The organism is Tepidibacter hydrothermalis, from assembly GCF_029542625.1.
GTDB classification, from domain to species: domain Bacteria; phylum Bacillota; class Clostridia; order Peptostreptococcales; family Peptostreptococcaceae; genus Tepidibacter_A; species Tepidibacter_A hydrothermalis.
Genome location: NZ_CP120733.1, coordinates 2,401,747 through 2,417,900, shown reverse-complemented (window position 1 = coordinate 2,417,900; position 16,154 = coordinate 2,401,747). Strand labels below are relative to the sequence as shown.

21 protein-coding genes and 1 other annotated feature are annotated in these 16,154 nt (G+C 28.2%); all 21 genes read left to right on the top strand.

Annotated elements, in window-relative coordinates; all coding sequences use genetic code 11:
* The first annotated feature begins 11 nt into the window (after nt 1-11).
* The 21 genes from P4S50_RS11415 to P4S50_RS11315 all read left to right on the top strand — a co-directional run bounded on the left by P4S50_RS11415 (nt 12) and on the right by P4S50_RS11315 (nt 16,153).
* The gene (locus tag P4S50_RS11415) at nt 12-1,166 is read left to right on the top strand and encodes a Ger(x)C family spore germination protein (RefSeq protein WP_277730913.1); all 1,155 of its coding nucleotides are present in this window, start codon (nt 12-14) and stop codon (nt 1,164-1,166) included.
* A 1-nt stretch (nt 1,167) separates the two neighbouring features.
* Complete coding sequence (locus P4S50_RS11410) at nt 1,168-1,383, top strand: hypothetical protein (RefSeq protein WP_277730912.1); 216 nt, start codon at nt 1,168-1,170, stop codon at nt 1,381-1,383.
* A gap of 123 nt (nt 1,384-1,506) precedes the next feature.
* Complete coding sequence (locus tag P4S50_RS11405; RefSeq protein WP_277730911.1) at nt 1,507-2,349, top strand: fumarate hydratase; 843 nt, start codon at nt 1,507-1,509, stop codon at nt 2,347-2,349.
* A gap of 9 nt (nt 2,350-2,358) precedes the next feature.
* Nucleotides 2,359-2,919 carry a Fe-S-containing hydro-lyase gene (locus P4S50_RS11400; RefSeq protein ID WP_277730910.1) on the top strand — a complete coding sequence of 187 codons (561 nt, stop codon included), beginning with the start codon at nt 2,359-2,361 and terminating at the stop codon, nt 2,917-2,919.
* 9 nt (nt 2,920-2,928) lie between these two features.
* A complete protein-coding gene (locus tag P4S50_RS11395; RefSeq protein ID WP_277730909.1) occupies nt 2,929-4,104 on the top strand; it encodes an NAD(P)-dependent malic enzyme in 1,176 nt (391 codons plus the stop codon).
* Between the two features lie 78 nt (nt 4,105-4,182).
* Nucleotides 4,183-4,442, top strand: a binding site (T-box leader).
* A gap of 118 nt (nt 4,443-4,560) precedes the next feature.
* Nucleotides 4,561-5,082 (top strand): tryptophan transporter, encoded by a 522-nt coding sequence (locus tag P4S50_RS11390; RefSeq protein WP_277730908.1) that lies wholly within the window; start codon nt 4,561-4,563, stop codon nt 5,080-5,082.
* A 30-nt stretch (nt 5,083-5,112) separates the two neighbouring features.
* Nucleotides 5,113-5,958: a shikimate dehydrogenase gene (gene aroE / locus P4S50_RS11385; RefSeq protein WP_277730907.1), complete on the top strand. Its 846-nt coding sequence runs from the start codon at nt 5,113-5,115 to the stop codon at nt 5,956-5,958.
* 282 nt (nt 5,959-6,240) lie between these two features.
* Nucleotides 6,241-6,762, top strand: a complete 522-nt coding sequence (locus P4S50_RS11380; protein ID WP_277730906.1) for a phosphoesterase — start codon at nt 6,241-6,243, stop codon at nt 6,760-6,762.
* Nucleotides 6,763-7,493: 731 nt separating this feature from the next.
* Entirely contained in the window at nt 7,494-8,216 is a 723-nt protein-coding gene (locus tag P4S50_RS11375) for a hypothetical protein (RefSeq protein WP_277730905.1), read from the top strand.
* Between the two features lie 589 nt (nt 8,217-8,805).
* Nucleotides 8,806-9,159, top strand: a complete 354-nt coding sequence (locus P4S50_RS11370) for a hypothetical protein (RefSeq protein WP_277730904.1) — start codon at nt 8,806-8,808, stop codon at nt 9,157-9,159.
* A 3-nt stretch (nt 9,160-9,162) separates the two neighbouring features.
* Nucleotides 9,163-9,840 carry a hypothetical protein gene (locus tag P4S50_RS11365; RefSeq protein WP_277730903.1) on the top strand — a complete coding sequence of 226 codons (678 nt, stop codon included), beginning with the start codon at nt 9,163-9,165 and terminating at the stop codon, nt 9,838-9,840.
* A 24-nt stretch (nt 9,841-9,864) separates the two neighbouring features.
* On the top strand, nt 9,865-10,287 hold the full coding sequence (locus P4S50_RS11360; RefSeq protein WP_277730902.1) for a hypothetical protein: 423 nt from the start codon (nt 9,865-9,867) through the stop codon (nt 10,285-10,287).
* A complete protein-coding gene (locus tag P4S50_RS11355; protein WP_277730901.1) occupies nt 10,280-10,786 on the top strand; it encodes a PilW family protein in 507 nt (168 codons plus the stop codon). The genes P4S50_RS11360 and P4S50_RS11355 overlap by 8 nt, the downstream gene beginning before the upstream one ends.
* Nucleotides 10,787-10,797: 11 nt before the next feature.
* A complete protein-coding gene (locus tag P4S50_RS11350) occupies nt 10,798-11,073 on the top strand; it encodes a late competence development ComFB family protein (protein ID WP_277730900.1) in 276 nt (91 codons plus the stop codon).
* Nucleotide 11,074: 1 nt separating this feature from the next.
* The gene (locus tag P4S50_RS11345) at nt 11,075-11,587 is read left to right on the top strand and encodes a shikimate kinase (RefSeq protein WP_277730899.1); all 513 of its coding nucleotides are present in this window, start codon (nt 11,075-11,077) and stop codon (nt 11,585-11,587) included.
* Nucleotides 11,588-11,653: 66 nt separating this feature from the next.
* Entirely contained in the window at nt 11,654-12,097 is a 444-nt protein-coding gene (gene aroQ, locus P4S50_RS11340) for a type II 3-dehydroquinate dehydratase (protein WP_277730898.1), read from the top strand.
* The gene (locus P4S50_RS11335) at nt 12,097-13,161 is read left to right on the top strand and encodes a M24 family metallopeptidase (protein WP_277730897.1); all 1,065 of its coding nucleotides are present in this window, start codon (nt 12,097-12,099) and stop codon (nt 13,159-13,161) included. Before aroQ ends, P4S50_RS11335 begins: the two co-directional genes overlap by 1 nt.
* A gap of 25 nt (nt 13,162-13,186) precedes the next feature.
* Nucleotides 13,187-13,744 (top strand): elongation factor P, encoded by a 558-nt coding sequence (gene efp, locus P4S50_RS11330; protein WP_277730896.1) that lies wholly within the window; start codon nt 13,187-13,189, stop codon nt 13,742-13,744.
* A gap of 66 nt (nt 13,745-13,810) precedes the next feature.
* A complete protein-coding gene (locus P4S50_RS11325; protein WP_277730895.1) occupies nt 13,811-14,245 on the top strand; it encodes a CD1247 N-terminal domain-containing protein in 435 nt (144 codons plus the stop codon).
* Nucleotides 14,246-14,375: 130 nt separating this feature from the next.
* Nucleotides 14,376-15,086, top strand: a complete 711-nt coding sequence (rnc, locus tag P4S50_RS11320) for a ribonuclease III (RefSeq protein ID WP_277730894.1) — start codon at nt 14,376-14,378, stop codon at nt 15,084-15,086.
* Nucleotides 15,086-16,153, top strand: coding sequence for an elongator complex protein 3 (locus P4S50_RS11315; protein ID WP_277730893.1), 1,068 nt, complete (start codon nt 15,086-15,088; stop codon nt 16,151-16,153). The genes rnc and P4S50_RS11315 overlap by 1 nt, the downstream gene beginning before the upstream one ends.
* The last annotated feature ends 1 nt before the right edge of the window (nt 16,154 follow it).

Sequence of the window (16,154 nt, the reverse complement as noted above, 5' to 3'; positions counted from 1 at the left end):
GTATAAAAATTATGATTAATGTGAAGAAAAAAATTTTGTTTTTCATAATACCAATTTCTATGTTTATACTTTCTGGATGTTGGAATTATAGAGAAATCAATGATGTAAATATAATAAATGGAGCAGCAGTAGATTCATTTGAAAAAAAAGACGAGTATGTTTTGAGTGTTGAAATTATAAAGCCCCAGGCAGGTCAAGATTTTAAATTAGAGGCAGATATTATATCGGAAAAAGGAAAATCCATATTTGATGCAGTAAGAACAATGATAGTTCATTCAGGTAAAAGAGCGTATTGGCCTCATGCTAAGGTATTCATAATAAGTGAGGATATAGCTAAAAAAGGTGTTGTTGATGTTATAGATTTTATAAATAGAGATGCAGAGGTAAGGTCTGATATATGGCTTTTAATATCTCAGGAAAAAACAGCAAAAGAGATACTTAATTCTGAGACTAAATTACACTCTACTATATCTGCTCATTTAGAAGATAAACTTAAAAATAAGGATTCGGTTTCCAAATTTCAAGATATAGAATTACATCAATTTCTAAAGGACTTAGCAGCTGAGGGAATTTCGTGCACAATTCCAACTGTTCATATAACTAAAGAAAAGGATCAGAAAGTTCCTGAAATATTTGGAATGGGTGTGTTTAAGAAAGATAAGCTTGTAGGATATATAGATGGAATGGAGACTATGAGCATGATGCTTATAAAGGACGAATTAAAATCAGGTGTATTTGTAGTTAGAAATGTGGATAATACTAACACTGATTGCACACTTGAAATATTTAAAACTAAAACAAAGGTTGAACCCGTTATAAAAAATGGTAATATAGTTATGAAGATAGATTCAAAGTTGGATGTGGGAATAGGAGAAATCGTAGGAAAAGCTGACTTAATAAGTGAACCAGGACGAGATAAACTAAAATTACAAGCTGAGGAAACTGTAAAAAAAGAACTTTTAAAAACTATAAAAAGGGTTCAAAAAGATTACGATAGTGATATATTTGGTTTTGGAAATGTTATTTATAGAAAGAAGCCTGAGGAATGGAAAAAAATTAAGAATGATTGGGACCAAATATTTGCACATCTAAATGTGGATGTAAATGTTGAAGTAAACATAAAAGGAAGTGCTTTAACTTCAAAGCCTATTAAGGTGGGTGATTAATATGGTAGTATTTATGATAGTAGTAGTTTATCTAATAATAGGTTTTTTAGAAATAGTACCATTAGTTAAAAATCATAAAAGAAAGGAATTAATTCTTTATTGTTCGATATTTTCAGTATCATTGGTAATAAGTATACTTTTGGGGCTTGGAGTTGAGATACCAAGTCCTGCTGAATATATAGAAAAAGTAGTTTTAATGGTTATAGGAAAAGAATAAAGGTAGTTCATACCTTTATTTTTTTTGGAAAATATGCGAACATTAAAATAAAAAAACTTGAAAAATGTTAAGATTAAAAATAAAATGGTATAGTAAGATAGTATTAATTTAGGAGGGGTATTATTGAGAAAAATAAATACTAGAGATGTATTAGAGGCTGTAAAGAAAATGAGTATAAGTTCTAATATCAATTTATGTGAGGATGTAATGAATTCTTTTAAGGAAAATAAAGAAAAAGAAGAGTCTGATATAGGAAGACACATATTAGATACGTTGATTGAAAATGCAGAAATCGCTAAAGAAAATATTATGCCTATATGTCAAGATACTGGAATGGCAGTGGTTTTTTTAGAGGTTGGTCAAGAGGTTTTATTTGAAGGTCAAAGTATAACTGATGCTATAAATGAAGGTGTAAGACAGGGATATAAAGAAGGATATTTGAGAAAATCAGTAGTTGATGATCCCTTACTTAGAAATAATACTAAAGATAATACACCTGCTATAATATATTACGATATAGTAAAAGGCGATAGAGTTAAAATAACTTTTGCACCAAAAGGATTTGGTAGTGAAAATATGAGTAGAATCAAAATGTTAAAGCCTTCTGATGGGGTTAAAGGTGTAGAAGATTTTGTAATAGAGACTGTATCAAATGCAGGGGCAAATCCTTGCCCTCCTATAGTTGTTGGAGTAGGAATAGGAGGAACTATGGATAAGGCTGCATATATGTCTAAAAAAGCTTTGCTTAGAGAAATAGGAAATCATAATGATTTAGATCATATAAAGGATATGGAGGAAAGACTTTTAAAAAAAATAAATGATTTAGGCATAGGGCCTCAAGGACTTGGAGGAAGAACTACAGCTCTTAGTGTTAATATAGAGACATTCGCAACTCATATAGCAGGACTTCCTGTTGCTGTTAATATAAATTGTCATGCATCAAGACATGAAGAAATTATATTATAGGGGGATTTTATGAAAAAAAATATTAAGTTAATAAGAACGCCACTCGATGATAAAATAGTAAGTGATTTAAAGGCAGGAGATATAGTCCATATTAGTGGGACAATATACACAGCAAGAGACATGGCTCATAAAAGACTTATAGAATGTATTAAAAAAGGTGAAGAAATACCTTTTGACTTAGAGGGAAGTGTAATATATTATGTAGGACCATCTCCTAATAAGCCAGGTAAAGTTATAGGTTCGGCAGGACCTACTACAAGTTATAGAATGGATGATATGACCATCCCTTTGCTTGAAAGAGGGCTTAAGGGTATGATAGGAAAAGGATATAGAAAAGATGAGGTAATCAAAGGCATAAAGGACAATAATTGTGTATATTTTGCTGCAACTGGTGGAGCAGGTGCTATAATATCTAGTTGCATTAAGGAAAGTGAAGTTATACTATATGAAGATTTAGGGGCAGAGGCAGTTAGAAAACTTACTGTTGAAAACTTTCCTCTGGTTGTAGTTATAGATAGTAAAGGTAATAATTTGTACGATATAGAAAGAAAAAAATACGAAAGAAAGTAGGTATTTTAAATGAAAGATTACAATGATTTAGCTTTGAAATTACATAAGAAAAATAAGGGGAAAATATCTGTTAATAGTAAGGTTGAAGTCAAAGACAAGGATGATTTATCAATAGCATATACTCCAGGAGTTGCAATGCCATGTAGAGAAATACACGATGATGAAAATAAGGTATATGATTATACATCAAAATCTAATTTAGTCGCTGTAGTAAGTGATGGTAGTGCAGTTTTAGGACTTGGGAATATAGGAGCAAAGGCATCTATACCAGTTATGGAAGGAAAGGCTATACTTTTTAAGGAATTTGCAGATGTAGATGCATTTCCGATTTGTCTTGATACGAATGATGTAGATGAAATAGTAAAAACTGTCAAGCTTATGGAGCCTGTATTTGGAGGAGTAAATTTAGAGGATATATCTGCTCCTAGATGTTTTGAAATAGAGAACAAATTAAAAGCAGCTCTAGATATACCTGTATTTCATGATGATCAACATGGAACTGCTATAGTAGTTGCAGCTGGAATCATAAATAGCTTAAAACTTGCAAAGAAGGATATAAAGGAACTAGAAGTTGTAGTTAATGGTCCTGGATCTGCCGGAATAGCAATATCGAAGCTTCTTATAAGCATGGGAGTTAAAAATATCGTATTATGTGATAAGGATGGAGCTGTATTTGAAGGAAAAGAAAATATGAATTGGGCTCAACAGGAGATGGCAAAAATCACAAACAAGAATGATGAAAGAGGAATCTTAAAGGATATTATATGTGGAAAAGATGTATTTATTGGGGTATCTGCACCTAATATTTTAACAAAAGATATGGTTGCTAGTATGAAGGATAAGGCTATAGTATTTGCCATGGCAAACCCAATTCCAGAAATAATGCCAGACAAAGCAAAAGAAGCAGGAGTATTTATAATAGGAACAGGAAGATCAGATTTTGATAATCAAGTAAACAATGTATTAGCTTTTCCTGGAATATTTAGAGGAGCACTAGACGTTAGAGCTAGAGAAATAAACGAAGAAATGAAAATAGCAGCAGCTTTAGCAATAGCAAATACTATACCTGATGAAGAAATTTCGGTTGATAATATACTTCCTAAGCCGTTTGATAAAAATGTAGGTACAAATGTTGCAAATGCAGTGAAAGAGGCCGCAATAAAAACTGGTGTAAATAGAATATAGTTTTTTTTATATATAAAAAATTATAAAAACTAGTTGCAATTTAGCTATATATCCAATATAATTATAAAAAAAGCGAGAATAAATTCTAAGATCAGGAGTAAGTAGTTAAACTGTTTAATACTCAGCGAGTGGGAGATTGGTGAAAGTCCCATTGTTAGCCTTTTAATGAATGGACCTGTGAGAAGCTAGGTGAAATCAAATGAAATTAGCCACGGCCGGGGGTTTCCCGTTACAGAAACAGGATATCAAGAGAAATCTTCGTATCTGTTAAAGTGAAATAGCTATGAGCTATTTAATCTGGGTGGTACCGCGGAAACTATAAGTCTTTCGTCCCTTTTATAGGGATGATAGGCTTTTTTTTATACAAAAAAACCATAAGGGGTTGATATATATGTTATGAACTGAAGGAGATTGGTGTTTTAGTTGATTAAATAATAAAAAAAAGGAGAGATTCATATGAATTTAAGAAAAAATATATTAACAGCCTTATTACTTGCTATAGGATTTATACTACACGGAATAATGCCTGGAATTGCAGCTGGTATGAAATTTGATTTGATGCTTGCTATGATGGTTGTAGCCATTTTAATAAATTGTGAACTTAAAAATACTCTTTTGACAGGGGTTTTGGGTGGTTTCATGACAGCTATGACTACCACATTCCCAGGTGGACAAATAGCCAACGTTATAGATAAAATTGTAACTTGTATAGCAGTTTATCTAATGGTTAAGCTAATAGGAAAGTATAAAGAGAAACAAATAAGTGTAGCAGTAATAGGATTTTTAGCAACGATAGTAAGTGGAAGTGTATTTTTAATATCAGCACTTGTTATAGTAGGTCTTCCAGCTTCGTTTAAAACACTGTTTTTAACTATAGTGTTGCCTACATCTTTCACAAATATATTCGTGATTATACTTATATATAATTGTGTAAATACTGCGATTAGAATATCGGGTTCAAAATTTGTTAGTAGATAATGTATAATGTACCTATAGGAGATGATAGATATGATAAATGGTAGTACTAAACTAATATGTCTTATAGGGCAACCAGTTGAACACAGTTTTTCACCGAGTATACACAACACATTATTTGAAAAATACGACATAAACTCAAAATATATTTGCTTCGATGTAGATAAAGATTGTCTAAAAGAAGCAGTGAATTCTATAAAAGCATTAAAAATTAAAGGCTCTAATGTTACTGTACCTCATAAGGTAGACATTATGGAGTATTTAGATGAGATAGATATTAATGCTAAGCTAATAGGAGCAGTTAATACTATAAAAAATGATAATGGGAAACTAATAGGATACAATACAGATGGAATTGGATTTGTAAATTCAGTAATAGGTAAGGGGTATAAAATACAAGATAAAAATGTAATGATATTAGGAGCTGGAGGAGCAGCTAGAAGTATAGCTGTAGAAATAGCAAATAATAATGCAAAGTCTATTGAAATTAGAAATAGAACATTAGATAAAGCAGAAAGTATAGCCATTACTATAAATGAAAACTTTAAATCTATTGTTAAAATAGGGGATATAAATATAACTAAGGAAGACTTAGAAAATATAGATATATTAATAAATACAACATCACTAGGAATGTCTCCCCACATAGATAAAATTCCAATAGATGATACAATAAACATTGATAAAGATATTTTAGTATGTGATATAGTGTATAACCCAAAGGAAACTAGATTTTTGAAATGGGCAAAAGAGAATAATCTAAACACTTTAGGTGGAATAGATATGCTTATAAATCAAGCACTTGAGGCTTTTTATATATGGACTGAAGTAAAACCTGATAGAGAATGTTTGTATGAAGTTGAACAACTTAGATTTTAATAATAAACTTTAATATTGAATCCTTAAATAAAGCTTATTGAAATAATACTACTTATGTAGTTATTTTGATAAGCTTTATTTTGTATATTAATGTAGTGTATGTGATATATTTATATTGATTTGAAGTTTAAGATATAGATTGGTATTATAATATTAATATATAGCTCTTAGGTAGAGTAAAAGTTAAGTATAAAAATAGTTAGATTGTAGATTATATTTATAAATATAATTAATTAAGTTTACAGTGTACTATACTAAATATATAAAGGATGTGTTATATAAATGCAGGATATTTATTTTATTTCTGATATGCATTTTGGGCATAGCAATATTATTAAGTATGAAAATAGACCATTTAAAAATATAAAAGAAATGGATGCAACTATTATTAAAAACTGGAATTCTGTTGTGAAAAAAGATGATAAAGTTTTTGTTTTAGGAGATATTTCTTTCTATGATAAAGAAAAAACTGCTGAAATAATATATTCATTAAATGGATATAAAGTATTAATTCTAGGTAATCATGATAATGAAAGATCCTTACATTGGTGGAAAAGTGTAGGATTTGATGAGGTAATTAACTATTCTATAATTTATAATGATTTTTACATATTATCACATGAACCAATGTATTTAAATGACAATATGCCGTATATGAATATACATGGGCACATACATAATTTGAAATATGAGAGTAAACAATTTTTCAATGTAAGTGTTGAATGTATTGATTATACTCCAATTAGTTTTGAAAAAATTAAAGAAGATGTTGTGAGTAAGATGAAACTAGAAGAACTAAAATAGATAATTAAAAAACTGATTACCTAGATTTCGTATAAATGAAATGTGGGTTCTTTTTTTGGTTCAGTGGGTTATTAAAAACTATCTATAAAAATATCGTGAATGTAACGATATTTTGAATATAACTAAGCTTTTGTCTTGTTAATAATCTTAAAATTTACGAACTCCCTACGGTCAGACACACAAATTTTTTAACAGATTATTAAACGCCAAAAACTAAGTTATATTGGTCAAAATATCTAAAAACATTCACTAACATTTTTATAGAAAGTTTTAATGGTATTTACTATATTATAAAATTCAAGCTTACCTCGTAGAACTATATATATGTGTAGTTAGACTTGATATCATAACGTAACATTATGCGAAGTGATTTAAGAAATTAAATATGTAAGAATACTTTAGTCATCTTTAAAAATGAAGATGGCTTTTTTTAATAAATTTTAAAAAGTTATTATTTGAGGTTTACATTTTGAGATATAAAAGCTTCTTTATTGGAGTGGAACCAGCAACCTTGTCACCAGACGCAAAGTATATGTAAGAATTTAACACTATTTTGTGATTTAGATATAAACTATGACCTAAACATAAATTTAAAGCATAGTTAAAAAAATTCTAGATCACCATGATTTATTTTGAAAAAAATACCATATTGTTATACAATTTAAACAGTGATTGTATTTAAAGTATTATTTAGAAGTAAGTATTTTTTTAAAAGGAGATGTAATTTTAATATGAGTAATAATATAAAAAATTTTATTTATAATAATGTGTTAAACATTCTTTTGGTAGCAGCTATTACTATAATAATAACAACACAGTTTATATTTTATAATGCCCCTGAATGGTTTGAAGGTGGAGATAGGGTTTGTAACGTATTCTACAATTTGAGTCTATCTTATCTAGTTTCATATATTTTTTATTTAGTAGCATTTCTTCCAGAGAAAAGATCAAAAAAAATGATTCATTCTTATATTTTAAAACATGTTGGAATAATTATTAGTAGTAAATCTAACATTATTAATGATATGCAGCAAAAAACAGGTATAAACGGACAAATTTCAGAAAATCATATAAAAGAACTAGTTTCAGCAATCAATCCACATAGTGAGGCTCCTTTAGTAGTTAATACTTATAATGATCCTCAAACTGGTAAACTAAAACTTATTTATGCCAACTGGGCGCAATATTTAGTTTATTATATTGATATAAGTAGAAATTCTGCAAAAAAACTATATCCATATTTAGCGTTAGTTGATACAGACTTAGTACAAATAATCAATGATGTACTTGAATGTAGTTATTTTTATACTGCAGATCAAGTATTAAGGCATATTGATAAAGTTTCTAACCAAGATTTAAGTACTTTTAGTAATATCATTTATGAATATGTAATGTTGGTTGAAAAACTAGAAATAAAAGCAAATGAAATAAAAAAAATATATAAAATTAAATAATGAGTATGTAAAACATAGTTTTGAATAACATAGGGGTTTCTCATAAAAAAAGAGTATCTATAGATTTTTTATAGTTTCAACTAATCCTCAAATACCGTTTTAGGGACTAATTAAGAGCCTTTTTTATAATTTTATTGTAAAACAGTGATAAATTTATATTAAAATGATTGTAAGAATAGAAAAGACATAGTAAATTTATTGCAAGAAGAATCATGAAGGGGAATATATTCGTTATAGATAGACTGCGATAGCAGTTGGTAGATTAAAAAATGCTATTTATTAAAATGTTAGCTACTGGTTTAAATATTTTTCAATAAAACTTAGATTATGCTGTTTAAATATCCGTTAAGAAACTTCGTTGTTTGAGCTTAAGCGAGTTTAGAAGTTTTAGAATATTTAATAAGGTGTAATCTTTAGTTTTATAAAAATATTTAACTCAGTAGTGGTATTTTAATAAATAGCATTTTTACACTTTTAAAATATTAATATAAAAATTTTAAGAGAAAAGTTTATTAGGTATTTTTTATAGAAAAATTTATGTATCACTTACCAATTAAAAGTCAATAATCCATTTGAAGGCAGGTGACACATGAACAATAAAGGTTTGACTTTGATGGAAATTATAATATCATTAGCTCTTATTCAAATAACAGTAGTTGTATTTTTAACTATAATTACAAATTGTGTAATGATTAATGTAAAGTCAAAAGAGAAAATAGAAGCGTTAAATATAGCTCAAGAATATATAGAAACAATAAGGAATCAAGATGATGAAGAATTTATGAAATACAAAGATCAGAATGAAATTTATGGTAAGTATGAGGTCGATACAGATATAAATAAGAAGCATGATAGAGACCATCTGTTTGAACTATCTGTTAAAGTTAAAAAAAATGAAAAAGAAATTGTAAATTTAAAAACTTTAAAGGTTATAAGGAATTGATACATGAAAAATGAAAAGGGATATATATTGATAAGTTCGCTTTTACTTTTTATGCTAGTTATGTTAATTAGCATGACTTTAATAAACATATGCATAACAAATTATGAGATACAGGATATTTATGTTAAATCAAAAGAAGGTTTTTATATAAGTGAAGGATATCTCGATAAATCGTATTTAGAAGTTGTAAAGCATGTTGATTTTAGTATAGAAACAGCAAATAATAAAGTAGAAGATTTTTTGGAGAATGAGTATGATAAATTTGTGCAGGAAGAAAAAAATAAAGAAAGACAAGGATTAGACAGTGAGTATATAGATTTGAGAGAGGATGAATTTGGAATACATTTTGTGATAAATAAAGAAAAAATAGATGAAAAATTAAATTATATATTTAAAGAACAATATGAAAAATGCTTTTTAAAAATTAAATATCATAACAGATTAGTAAAAAACATAAAAAAATTAAACTCACAAGATGTAAAACTAAGGATTCTAGATGAGAACTTTGATATAAAAGGGGATAAAATTAATTTTAAAATAGTATCTTCTTATACAAAGAATAAAATGATTAACGAAATAGTGCAAGGCTATTACATAGATGTACCAAATAAAGATGATATATATAATGAAGATAATATAGGATGCTTAATTGGTCTTAGAGATTGGTTTAGGAGGAAATAAGATGGATAATAAAGGAGTGTAACTTTGATAGAATTATTGATAACTATAACCTTAATTATGGTTATATCATTAATACCGACCTACAAAATAAATATAAGAGATTATAAAATAGATTCATTTATAAGGCAATTATGCAGTGATATACGGTATACTAGAATAAAGAATATGAATTATGATGATTCTACAAAAATATATTACGAAAAATCACCAAAAGGCACTGTTTCATATGTGTTGAAGGAGTCTAAACAAATAAAGAAAAAAGTTGAACTTCCACCAAATACAGAAATAACTTATGGGGTTGAAAAAATAGACTTTGGGTTAAATGGAGTTATTAGACATAAAGGGGAGACCATAAAAATAAAAGATAAAACCAATAAGAAAATTAAAATAATAACAATAGTTCCGATGAGTGGACGGGTTTTAATAAAAGAGGGTATATATGAATAAAAAGGGCATAACACTTATAGAACTTATAATATCTATAGGGCTTATAGGAGTTTTACTTATGATTGTATTCAGTGTATTTATATTTAGCACTAAAGTATACAATATTTCATATTCAAACATAGAAATACAAGAACAAGCTCAAATGATACAAAGTTTTATAGAGAACAATCTATACTTATCGTCTGGAATAGAGAGTATTATAGACAAAAATGGTAAAAAAATCGACCCAAATAAATTTGAAGAAGTAGATATAAAAGAAGTAAGATTTAATGTAGGTGGACATATGAATAGCATATATCATATATATAATAAAAAAAAGATTTTCATAAAAAAAAATTTGAATTATAATGGATATGAATTTGGTGATTATATAGAAAATATAAACATAAAAAATATAGATAATGGAAGTGGTGCAAAAATTTCATTAAAATTAGAAAAGGATAAGCAAATTATAAACACTAGCTTTTTAGTTTATTTTAGGAATTATTATAATGAGTAGGGGGAGTTGTTTTGGAAAAATTAAAAAATTATATGGAGGATTTAGTGGATATACATCTAAAAAAATTATTAGAGGAATACCAAGATATATGTAAGTGTGATAGATGCATTTTGGATATAAAGGCTATAGCTCTTAATAATTTAAAGCCTAGATATGGAGTTACTCAAATAGGCAATGTATTTATAAAAATAGATGAGAGTACGAATGAGTCAAATGTAAAAATAATAAGCGAAATTATAAAAGCTATAGAAAAAGTATCTCAAAATCCTCATAATGGAGATGAGTAAAGTGGAAAATATAGTATTAATAGGATTTATGGCAACTGGTAAGAGCTGTGTTTCAAGGTCGCTTTCTAAAAAATTAAATATGGAATTAATAGATACAGATATGTATATTGAGCAAAAAGAAAATATGAGTATAAAGGAAATATTTAATAAAAAGGGAGAAAAATATTTTAGAAATTTGGAAAAGCAGAGTTTGGAAATACTTTCAAATAAAAAAAATATAATATTGTCAACTGGTGGAGGTATAATAAGTAATGATCAAAATATAGAATTGCTTAGAAAAATGGGAAGGGTTGTGTGGTTAAAAGCTAGTACAGATACTATAATAAGAAACTTAGAAAAATCTAAAATAGAAAGACCATTACTAAAGGTTGAAAATAAAAAACAAAAAATAGAATCTCTTTTAAAATCTAGAATAGATAAATACTCAAGATGTTGTCATTTTGAAATAAATACAGATGGCAAAAATATAGATGAAGTAGTGTCTAATATACTACTAAATTTTGGTGAAATATGATATTATATAATGGTATAACTTTATATGTAAGGAAAATATAACATTTTTGATACTAGAGGGGTTTTGATGAAGAATATACTAATATTAAATGGTCCTAATTTAAACTTAATAGGAAAAAGAGAAACAGATATATATGGTAAAGATACAATTCAAGATTTATATAAATTAATATTAGAAGAAGCAAAATTACTGGATATAAAAGTAGAATTTTTTCAAAGTAATCACGAAGGGGAAATAATAGATAAAATTCAAAGCAGTATAAATACATATGATGGAATAGTGATAAACCCAGGAGCTTATACACATTATAGTTATGCTATTTACGATGCTATAAAATCTGTAGACAAGCCTTTTGTAGAAGTTCATATCTCAAATATTCATAAAAGAGAAGAGTTTAGACAAAAAAGTGTTACAGCAAAAGCGTGTATAGGACAAATAACAGGATTTGGATTCTATAGTTATATACTAGGCTTATATAGTATATTAAACTACATAAGGGGTGAAAAATAATGGATAGAATAAATAAATTAAGAGAGTATATGAAAAATACTGATTTAGATGCTGTGTTAATTTATAAACCTGAAAATAGAAGGTATGTTTCAAAGTTCACAGGAACTACTGGATATGCTCTTATAACACAAGATAAAAATTTATTCTTCACAGATTTTAGATATATACAACAGGCTACTAATCAATGTAAAGACTTTGAAATAGTAGAAATATCAAGAGAAAAGCCTGTAACAGAGTTTTTGAATGATATGAATATCAAAAGCTTAGGTTTTGAAGATGATTATATGGACTTTGCAACTTATTCGAGATTTAGCAAAGAACTTGAAAATATAAAATTCGTTCCTTTAAAAGGTTATATACTTGCTCTAAGAGCTATAAAGGATGAAAAAGAAATAGATATTATAAGAAAAGCTGCAAGTATTGCAGATGAAGCTTTTTCTCATATACTAACGGTTATAAAGCCAGGTATATCTGAAATGGAGGTTGCTCTTGAACTTGAGTACTTTATGAAGAAAAAAGGAGCTACTGGATTATCATTTGATTCTATAGTGGCATCAGGAAAGAGATCTTCTCTTCCTCATGGAGTTGCAAGTGACAAAATAATAGAGAAAGGCGACTTCTTGACATTAGATTTTGGTTGCGTATATAATGGATATTGCTCAGATATGACTAGAACAATAGTTGTAGGAAAGGCAAGTGATAAACAAAAAGAAGTATATAATACAGTTTTAAATGCTCAAATGAGAGCTTTAGAAAATATAAAACCAGGTATGACTGGTTATGAACTAGATAAGATTGCTAGAGACGTCATAACAGAGGCAGGTTATGGAGAATATTTTGGGCATGGTTTAGGCCATGGAGTAGGGCTTCAAGTACATGAGATGCCTAATGTGAACCCAAATGCACAAAACACTCTTTTACCTGGAATGATAATAACAGATGAACCTGGTATATATATTCCGGATTTTGGAGGAGTTAGAATAGAAGATTTGATTGTAATTACAATCAATGGATATGAAGTATTATCTAGCTCGACTAAAGAATTAATAGAACTATCTTACTAGAAATTTAAATTATGGAGGGATAACAATGGTTTCAGCAGGTGATTTTAGAAAAGGAGTTACTTTTATAAAGGATGGAGAACTGTGTTTAGTAATTGATTTTCAACACGTTAAGCCAGGTAAAGGAGCAGCTTTCGTTAGAACTAAGTATAGAAACTTAAAGACAGGATCTATAAGAGAGGAAACTTTTAATCCAAATGATAAGTTCCCTAAAGCTAATATAGAAACTAAGCAAATGCAATACTTATATAACGATGGAGAATTATATTACTTTATGGATAACGAAACTTTCGACCAAGTTCCACTTAACTACGTTCAAGTTGAAGATGCTATAAAGTTCTTAAAAGAGAACGATTCAGCTACTATAAGATTCCACGAAGGACAAGCGTTCCAAGTTGAAGCACCAAACTTTGTTGAGTTAGAAATAACTGAAACAGAGCCAGGAGTAAAAGGAGATACAGCTACTAACGTAACTAAGAATGCAACAGTTGAGACTGGAGCTATAGTTCAAGTTCCTATGTTTATAAATATGGGAGATAAAATAAAAATAGATACTAGAACTGGAGAATATTTATCAAGAGTTTAATATACTTGCTTGTTGGGTATAATTCATAGATAGAATAAAATACAGATTTCTAAGGAGGTATATATTATGCAACATTTATATGAGAAAGTAGCTTACTTAAAAGGATTAGCAGATGGATTAGGTGTTGATGAAAATACTAAAGAAGGAAAATTATTGATAAGTATTGTTGATATTTTAGATGATTTTGCAGATGCTATAGTTGAAATTGAAGAAGAACAAAATGAAATATCTGAATACATAGAGACTATAGACGAAGACTTAGAAGATTTAGAGGATGAAATTTATGAAGATGAATTGGATGAAGATGAAGAATTTAGTTACGTTCAATTCCAGTGTCCGACTTGTAAAGAAGATGTAGAAATAGACGAAGAATTATTATACGATGAAGATGTAGATATTCTTTGCCCTAACTGCAAAGAAGTAATATTATTTGCTGAAGATGACTGCTGTGATGGTCATTGTCATTCAGGAGAAGATCACGATTGTAACTGTGGTGAATAATAAAGAAGTTTGTATAAAAAATGACTGCTTTTAGCAGTCGTTTTTTATTTAAATTTCTTTACAAGATAGTGTTAGAAATAGTAAACTATAATTTGATAAGAGTTCCTTCAAAATTAGGAGGTATAATAGAATGATAATTAATAAACAAATGAAAAGATATGAAAAAGAATTAGAAGAAAAAATTCAATATACATTTAAAAACAAGAGTTATTTATTAGAGGCGTTAACACATAGTTCTTATGCAAATGAAAATAAAAAGGGACATATACAATATAATGAGAGAATAGAGTTTTTAGGTGATTCAGCTCTAGGAATAGTAGTTAGTCATTATTTGTTTGAAAACAATAAGAATTTACCAGAGGGAGAACTTACAAAAATTAGAGCGAATATAGTCTGTGAGGAATCTTTAAGTGAACTTGCAAAAAAAATTAATCTTGGAAAATACCTATTACTAGGTAAGGGTGAAGAGGTAACAGGTGGTAGAGAGCGTATATCTATATTGGCAGATGCTACAGAGGCAATAATAGGAGCTATTTATTTAGATGGTGGACTTGAAAAGACTAGGGATTTTATAATAAATCATATGCAAGATATAATACAAGATTCTATAAAAGGTAAAATATTTAGAGATTATAAAACACATCTTCAAGAAGTACTTCAAAGTCAGACTAATGAGAGAATAACTTATGATGTTATGGAGGAAATTGGTCCAGATCATAATAAAAAGTTTATTATTCAGGTAAGACTTGGAAAAGAAATTTTAGGAAAAGGTGGCGGCAAAAGTAAAAAGGAAGCAGAACAAATGGCTGCAAAACAAGCATTGAAGAGGGTTGGTTGTTAATGAAAAGAAGAATAATACCAGTATTTGTACCTCACAAGGGATGTCCCCACGATTGTATTTTTTGTAATCAAAAGAAAATAACTGGGGTATCAACTGATGTTAGTGCAAATGACGTTAAAAATATAATTGAGCAATATTTAGAGACCATGAATGGAGATTTACATATAGAGGTTGCGTTTTTTGGAGGAAGTTTTACTGCTATAGATATGAATATTCAAAAGGAATTATTGTCTGTAGCTAAAGAATATGTCGATAAGGGAATAATAAAAGATATAAGACTTTCAACAAGACCAGATTGCATAGATGAAGCCATACTTGATAACTTAAAAGAACATAAAGTAAGTATTATAGAACTTGGGGTTCAATCTATGGACGATGATGTATTAGAACAAAGTATAAGAGGTCATTCTCAAGATGATGTATTAAATGCTGTAAAACTTATAAAAAAATACGGATTTGAACTTGGACTTCAAATGATGTTGGGCCTTCCAAGTGATACTGAGCAAAAATGCATTCAAACAGCTAATAAATTCATAGATTTAAGACCTAGCTTTGTAAGAATATATCCAACACTTGTAGTAAAGGATACAGGTCTTGAAAAGCTATATAAAGAAAATAAATATAGTCCATTTGATTTAGATAATACTATAGAAATATCTAAAAAGCTTCTAATAAAGTTTCAATTAGAAAATATAAAGGTAATAAGAGTTGGGCTTCAAACTACAGAAGATATATCTCTTGGAAAAGACGTTGTATGCGGACCACATCATCCATCTCTTAGAGAACTTATTGAAGCTAGAATATATAGAGACTATATAGAGAATGTAATAAAAAGTGAGGATATAGAAAAATCTATCATTGTTTATGTAAATAAAAAGAATGTATCAAAAATAGTTGGAAATAAAAAAAGTAATATAATATACTTATATGAAAGATACAATGTGAAAATGTCTGTTAAAGAAGAAAATTTAGATGTAGATGAGTTTTGTTTTGGGTATAATGAAGTTTTAAATAAGACAAGCTTAAATGAAATATACAAGAATTTATACAATCTATATAACATTTAAT

Excerpts from the sequence above, each read along its gene's own strand:
- P4S50_RS11415 (WP_277730913.1), top strand. The coding sequence starts at position 12 with ATGATTAATGTGAAGAAAAAAATTTTGTTTTTCATAATACCAATTTCT.
- P4S50_RS11410 (WP_277730912.1), top strand. The coding sequence starts at position 1,168 with ATGGTAGTATTTATGATAGTAGTAGTTTATCTAATAATAGGTTTTTTA.
- P4S50_RS11395 (WP_277730909.1), top strand. The coding sequence starts at position 2,929 with ATGAAAGATTACAATGATTTAGCTTTGAAATTACATAAGAAAAATAAG.
- aroE (WP_277730907.1), top strand. The coding sequence starts at position 5,113 with ATGATAAATGGTAGTACTAAACTAATATGTCTTATAGGGCAACCAGTT.
- aroQ (WP_277730898.1), top strand. The coding sequence starts at position 11,654 with ATGAAGAATATACTAATATTAAATGGTCCTAATTTAAACTTAATAGGA.
- P4S50_RS11365 (WP_277730903.1), top strand. The coding sequence starts at position 9,163 with ATGAAAAATGAAAAGGGATATATATTGATAAGTTCGCTTTTACTTTTT.
- P4S50_RS11355 (WP_277730901.1), top strand. The coding sequence starts at position 10,280 with ATGAATAAAAAGGGCATAACACTTATAGAACTTATAATATCTATAGGG.
- P4S50_RS11390 (WP_277730908.1), top strand. The coding sequence starts at position 4,561 with ATGAATTTAAGAAAAAATATATTAACAGCCTTATTACTTGCTATAGGA.
- P4S50_RS11370 (WP_277730904.1), top strand. The coding sequence starts at position 8,806 with ATGAACAATAAAGGTTTGACTTTGATGGAAATTATAATATCATTAGCT.
- efp (WP_277730896.1), top strand. The coding sequence starts at position 13,187 with ATGGTTTCAGCAGGTGATTTTAGAAAAGGAGTTACTTTTATAAAGGAT.
- P4S50_RS11325 (WP_277730895.1), top strand. The coding sequence starts at position 13,811 with ATGCAACATTTATATGAGAAAGTAGCTTACTTAAAAGGATTAGCAGAT.
- P4S50_RS11335 (WP_277730897.1), top strand. The coding sequence starts at position 12,097 with ATGGATAGAATAAATAAATTAAGAGAGTATATGAAAAATACTGATTTA.
- P4S50_RS11375 (WP_277730905.1), top strand. The coding sequence starts at position 7,494 with ATGAGTAATAATATAAAAAATTTTATTTATAATAATGTGTTAAACATT.
- rnc (WP_277730894.1), top strand. The coding sequence starts at position 14,376 with ATGATAATTAATAAACAAATGAAAAGATATGAAAAAGAATTAGAAGAA.
- P4S50_RS11380 (WP_277730906.1), top strand. The coding sequence starts at position 6,241 with ATGCAGGATATTTATTTTATTTCTGATATGCATTTTGGGCATAGCAAT.
- P4S50_RS11315 (WP_277730893.1), top strand. The coding sequence starts at position 15,086 with ATGAAAAGAAGAATAATACCAGTATTTGTACCTCACAAGGGATGTCCC.
- P4S50_RS11400 (WP_277730910.1), top strand. The coding sequence starts at position 2,359 with ATGAAAAAAAATATTAAGTTAATAAGAACGCCACTCGATGATAAAATA.